This window comes from Novosphingobium sp. (genome assembly GCF_965214355.1).
In the GTDB taxonomy this organism is placed as follows: Bacteria; Pseudomonadota; Alphaproteobacteria; order Sphingomonadales; family Sphingomonadaceae; genus Novosphingobium.
The window spans coordinates 3,587,501-3,592,500 of the sequence record NZ_CBDCBI010000002.1 but is presented as its reverse complement, the minus strand read 5'-3'; the positions used below and the strand labels follow the sequence as shown (position 1 = coordinate 3,592,500).

The window sequence follows — 5,000 nt, the reverse complement described above, 5'->3', positions numbered from 1 at the left end:
CGGAGTACCCGCGGTTAGACGGAAAGACCCCGTGCACCTTTACTGCAGCTTCAGAGTGGCATTAGGAAAGAATTGTGTAGCATAGGTGGGAGGCTTTGAAGCATCGGCGCCAGCTGATGTGGAGCCATAGGTGAAATACCACCCTGTTGTTTTCTGATGTCTAACCCAGGACCGTTAGCCGGTTCGGGGACCCTCTGTGGCGGGTAGTTTGACTGGGGCGGTCGCCTCCTAAAGAGTAACGGAGGCGCGCGATGGTAGGCTCAGGACGGTTGGAAACCGTCTGTTAGAGTGCAATGGCATAAGCCTGCCTGACTGCGAGACTGACGAGTCGAGCAGAGACGAAAGTCGGTCATAGTGATCCGGTGGTCCCTCGTGGAAGGGCCATCGCTCAACGGATAAAAGGTACGCCGGGGATAACAGGCTGATGATTCCCAAGAGCTCATATCGACGGAATCGTTTGGCACCTCGATGTCGGCTCATCACATCCTGGGGCTGGAGCAGGTCCCAAGGGTTTGGCTGTTCGCCAATTAAAGTGGTACGTGAGCTGGGTTCAGAACGTCGCGAGACAGTTTGGTCCCTATCTGCCGTGGGCGTCGATACTTGAGAGGAGTTGTCCCTAGTACGAGAGGACCGGGATGAACATGCCTCTGGTGTACCTGTCGTTCCGCCAGGAGCGCAGCAGGGTAGCTATGCATGGACGGGATAACCGCTGAAAGCATCTAAGCGGGAAGCCTCCCTCGAGATAAGGTATCATAGAGCCGTGGTAGACCACCACGTTGATAGGCCGGGTGTGGAAGTGCGGTAACGCATGAAGCTAACCGGTCCTAATAGCTCTGTTCATGCTTGAGAATTCCACCATCAATATCAGCCCTGCCCAACAGCAGGCCAGATAAAGGCGGGCGGTAATCAAGCCAGACGCCAAACACAAAACATACAAACGCGCATCGATTAAAAACCCCCACACATCAAAACGTCGGCATCATTGCTTGGTGACCATAGCGTCTGTGACCCACCCGATCCCTTCTCGAACTCGGCCGTGAAACCAGTCCGCGCCAATGGTACTAACGCTCAAGCGTTGGAAGAGTAGGTCGTCGCCAGGCATTGTCGCCGACGTTCTGATGCAAAGTGGGGGTTACACCCATTCACAACGCTTGCCGCTTTATGCGGTATTTTTGCCGGCTTGCTTGCGCACGCCGCACCCGTCGCGGGGTGGAGCAGCCCGGTAGCTCGTCAGGCTCATAACCTGAAGGTCGCAGGTTCAAATCCTGCCCCCGCAACCAACTTGTAATCCACGATTTAGAGCGTGATGAGATTAGGTTCGAGCATACCCTGAATTGGCAAGATATGCGGCGCATTCGTTTGGCGGGAATTCATCGAGCAGCTTTCCGATGCGTTTCCATGTGTTCTCGGCGGTGCGCTCAGCCGCTTTTCGCATGAGGTGCTTGAGCTTGGCAAAGACCTGTTCGATGGGGTTCAGGTCAGGTGAGTACGGCGGGAGGAACAACAGCCGCGCGCCGACGCTGCGGATGGCGGCGCGGATGACGGGCCGCTTGTGGCTGGACAGATTGTCCATGACGACGACATCGCCCGGCGAGAGCGTCGGTACGAGAAACTGCTCAACATATTCGAGGAAGCATGCCGCGTTGATCGGCTGATCGAGGACGCAGGGTGCATCGATCCTGTCGCAGCGCAAGGCAGCGAGGAATGTCATTGTTTTCCAATGGCCATAAGGCACTTTGGCATGGAGCCGTCGCCCTTTGGTCGCCCAACCACGCAGCGGCGCCATGTTGGTTTTCGCCCAAGTCTCGTCGATGAAAACGAGCCGCCTGGGGTCAATCGTGCCCTGATACTTCTTCCACTGCTCGCGCCGCCTGGCGATCTTGGGGCGCAGTTGTTCGGCTGGAAGTACGCTTTTTTTTGAAGCTCAAACCTTCGTCATGCGCGAATGACCACACGGTCCGGTAATCGACCGAGACCCCGCGCTCGGCCAGTTCGGCTCGGAGACCGCGCAGGGTGAAATCCGTCTTGGTCCGCTCCAGCAACCAGTCCCGGTGTTCACCAATCAACTTGCGCGGCTTGTGCCCGCCCATTTTCCCTGGGGCCGCGCTCCCGGTGTCTTGATGGCGCTGCAACCAGAGAACCGCCGTGCTGATCGCCACACCAAACCGCCGCGCAGCAGCATTGCGAGAAAGCCCGTCGCGCTTAACAGCCGCGATTACCCGCTCCCGAAGATCAATCGAATATGGTCGTGCCATCCCTTGCCGGCCTCCAATCCCAGCACACAGCTTGAATCAGAAAAATTGGCCTTTGGGAATCCCTCGGCGATTCAAACAAACCTCATCCCGCTCTAGCGCAGCGCTGCCGGGTTTCCCGCAGCGCTTTTTTTGTGTTTTTGCAGTGCTGGTACGCCGCGAACATGATCAGAACACTGGCTAAGCGCGCAAGCTTTCGATCCGCGCTGCAAGTGCCGTCGCGCTGACCGGCTTGCGCACGATCGGCATGTGCTTGAACCGATCAGGGATGATCACATTGTCGCCATACCCCGTCACGAACAGGAACGGCACCGACAGATCCGCGAGCATATCGGCGACTTCCGCCGATGTCTCGTGGCCCAGGTTATAATCCAAAACAGCAAAATCCGGCAGGGCCGCCGCAATCTCGTCTTTCGATTGCGCCACGTTCGCCGCCAGTCGCACCATACCGGCACCCAGCTTGCGCAACGTGTCCTCGGTGTCCATCGCGATCAGAGCCTGATCCTCGACCAGCAACACATCGAGCTGCGCGAGCACGTCATGCGCCTGCGCGATCACGGCCGTGCCGGCCGGCATGATATCTGCAACCGCGACAAGATGGCTGGCCGGGATGATCAGGTCTGCGCGCAAGCCATCAGGATCATACGCCACGGTCGCCGTTCCGCCGAGATCGTAAGTCATCGTCGTCTGGATGAGCTTGCTACCGAAACCCGTCCGGGTCGGCGCGGTGACAGACGGTCCTGCGCGTTCCTGCCAGATGATCCGGCAATCGCCGCTATCAGTCAGATGCCACGTCAGGCTCAACCGGCCCTCGGGCACGGCCAAGGCACCGTATTTTGCGGCATTGGTCATCAACTCGTGGATGACCAGCGCGAAGACGCCAAAGCTGCGATCCGACAGCCCGACGGCAGGGCCCTCGGCGGTAATGCGATCGACCTCACTGCCATAGCGATGCAGGCTCGCTTCGGCGGTGATCAGCGTGGCGAGATCGCCCCCACTTCCGGCTTGCAGCGATTGGTCGTGTGCAAATGCCAGCGCGCGCAGGCGCCCTTCCATGGCCGAGGCATAATCCTCGACACTGGCCGCAGTCGCGCCGGTCTGGCGCGCGATCGACTTCACCAGCGCAAGGATGTTTTTCACCCGGTGATTGAGCTCGTCATTCAGAACCCGGCGGCGGTTTTCCACCCGCTCGCGCTCCTCGGACGTGGCTTCGTTGTAACGCAGCACGACATCGCGCAGATAGACGCGGATCGTGTCGGCCACCGACAGTTCGCGATCGGTCCACGGTTTCGAGCGGCCACGAACGTCTTCGCGCCAGGTATCGAAACTGCCCCGTGGGCTAAGCCGCGGACCCGAGGGCCCGGAAACGATCTGTTTGACCGGTTCGCCGGCCCATTCCACCGAATACGCTTCCTCGCTGCGGAACAAGATCAGATAATCGCGCGAAACGGACGAGATCGGAATGGCCAGCAGGCCGGCCACTTCGGTGCCATAAGTGCCATGCAGATCAGCAAATGAGCCTAGTTCAGCCGTTGCCCAGACATTGCCGGCGGCTTTCATACTGACAAATGCCATCAGGGCGGCGGCCTCGGCCGGCGCCGGGACACGTCCATTTGCGCTCCAACTGCCGTTCACCGAAATGCTGGCGCCGTCATTTGCGATAAGCCCGGCCAGGTCGCCAAGGTGCCGCGTCACGGCGATGTCGACGGCTTCGCCCGGTTGGATATCCGATACGATCTGATCAAGCCGGGCGCGGGCGTCATTGGTCGCAATCAGCGCCGCGCGTCGTTCGGCGAGCGCGATCTGCATTGAAAAATACTGTCCGAACAGTTCCGCGCCGACGCGCAGTGGCATGGGAATGATCTTTGGCGAATCGTGATGGCACGAAATCAGGCCCCACAGTTCTCCGTCGACCACGACCGAAATCGACATCGTCGCACCCACGCCCATATTGCGCAGGTACTCGCAGTGGATTGGCGAAACGCTGCGCAATTGCGCAAAGGACATGTCGATCGGCTCTTCACCGGCCTTCAGTCGGGGCAGCAGCGGGACAGGCGCGAAATTCACATCGCCGATCATCCGGATGGTATTTTCGAGATAAAGCCGGCGCGCCTGATAGGGAATGTCGGACGCAGGAAAATGCTGGCCCATGAAACTGTTGAGATTCGGCGCCTTGGCCTCGGCAATCACATGGCCTGCGCCGTTGTGCAGAAACTGATAAACCATGACCCGGTCGTAGCCGAGCAAGCCGCGGATCAGCCGCGCGCCAATTGTGGCAATTTTATCGACGTTGCTTTCGAAACCGATCCGGCGAACCAGACTTTGCGTCATTTCGAGCGCATCCTGGGCCGTACTGACATCGAATGTGGTGGGTTCGATTTCGACGAACAGGCGATCCTTGTGCTGATGCGTGACCGCGTCGACAGGCATATCGAGATTGGGCAGCTTCAACCCGAGAACGACGCCCGCCAGATGCGAACTGCCCACTTTCATCGCCGCATTGCGCAGATCATGCGCGGCGTTTGCGCCCAATATGTCCTCGAGCGTCAGCCCGATCAGATTGGAATTGCGCTGACCCAACAGATCCTCGGCGGTTTCAGACGCAAAGATGACCTTGCCCGTTTCCGGGTCGCAAACAAGCATGGCCCCGTGCGGCTGAATGCTGCCGGGAATATGGATTGGCTCGCGATCGCAATTGGCCAGATCGACAGGCCCGGTAAAATCGGATGCCATGTCAGGACAGCCCAA

Annotated in this window: 2 protein-coding genes, 1 tRNA gene and 2 rRNA genes (1 of these 5 cut by a window edge); 3 read left to right on the top strand and 2 right to left on the bottom strand. The window is 59.0% G+C overall.

Features of this window, described 5'->3' with window-relative positions:
• The 3 genes from ACOOE2_RS16535 to ACOOE2_RS16525 all read left to right on the top strand — a co-directional run.
• Positions 1-848 (top strand): 23S ribosomal RNA (locus tag ACOOE2_RS16535); it begins 1,946 nt to the left of the window's first position.
• A gap of 137 nt (positions 849-985) precedes the next feature.
• Positions 986-1,100, top strand: a 5S ribosomal RNA gene (gene rrf, locus ACOOE2_RS16530).
• Between the two features lie 103 nt (positions 1,101-1,203).
• Positions 1,204-1,280: transfer RNA gene (locus tag ACOOE2_RS16525), tRNA-Met, on the top strand.
• A 32-nt stretch (positions 1,281-1,312) separates the two neighbouring features.
• Here the strand turns inward: ACOOE2_RS16525 and ACOOE2_RS16520 are convergent.
• Positions 1,313-2,255, bottom strand: a protein-coding gene (locus ACOOE2_RS16520) for an IS630 family transposase (protein WP_420384081.1) whose coding sequence is annotated in 2 segments (ribosomal slippage) — positions 1,313-1,918 and positions 1,920-2,255 — 942 coding nt in all. Because the reading frame shifts where the segments join, the coding sequence is not laid out codon by codon here.
• A 177-nt stretch (positions 2,256-2,432) separates the two neighbouring features.
• Positions 2,433-4,985, bottom strand: coding sequence for an HWE histidine kinase domain-containing protein (locus tag ACOOE2_RS16515; protein ID WP_420384080.1), 2,553 nt, complete (start codon positions 4,983-4,985; stop codon positions 2,433-2,435).
• Positions 4,986-5,000: the final 15 nt, after the last annotated feature.

Excerpts from the sequence above, each read along its gene's own strand:
- ACOOE2_RS16515 (WP_420384080.1), bottom strand. The coding sequence starts at position 4,985 with ATGGCATCCGATTTTACCGGGCCTGTCGATCTGGCCAATTGCGATCGC.